Annotated in this window: 1 protein-coding gene; it reads right to left on the reverse strand. The window is 32.6% G+C overall.

Translation table 11 applies throughout. The annotated features are described in order from the left end of the window. Positions 1–160: 160 nt before the first annotated feature. Positions 161–469 carry a hypothetical protein gene (locus tag Q4575_RS19750; RefSeq protein ID WP_303523946.1) on the reverse strand — a complete coding sequence of 103 codons (309 nt, stop codon included), beginning with the start codon at positions 467–469 and terminating at the stop codon, positions 161–163. Positions 470–565: the final 96 nt, after the last annotated feature.

A 565-nucleotide genomic window follows, 5' to 3' on the forward strand; every position in this document is an offset into this window, starting at 1 on the left:
AATAACAAACAAGTTTAGCAATCAATACTGACCGAACTTTTGATCATAAAGGGACTTATTCTACAGCCTCAACGCCTCATTAAGAGGAAATTTATAGTTGGCTAAAATGTTGAACGCAGTGAAAACAGCCAACTGTAAATTTTCCTGCTTTAATGACTTGTTATGTTTCAGTTAGCGCAAACCAAAACGCATACTGAAAAATGGTACATAAAATTATTGGTAAATGAACAAAATACTTGTTGTTTACCAAATGAAAATTAAAAAATTTATAGTTCAAAGTTTTGGCATTAAGCGAATAATACAAAGAAAGAACTGCCAATACATAATACAAAAGTGCAGCGACTATAGCTGAGGTAGTTAACCAAACTCCATTTAAAAGGATAATTTCAAATCCTGCATTAAATACGAAAGGAAATGAACTGAAAATAAAAGCAATAGCTACTGAAATTGAAATACCTTTTTCGATCACAACCATTCCCGATGAAACATAACGCCCTAATAACGGGTAAAAATCAGTTGGTTAAAATTAGCGACGAAGGAGCAAAACCAACTGTTTTTTGTCCTG

The organism is Psychrosphaera sp. 1_MG-2023, assembly GCF_030548245.1.
GTDB lineage: Bacteria > Pseudomonadota > Gammaproteobacteria > Enterobacterales > Alteromonadaceae > Psychrosphaera > Psychrosphaera algicola.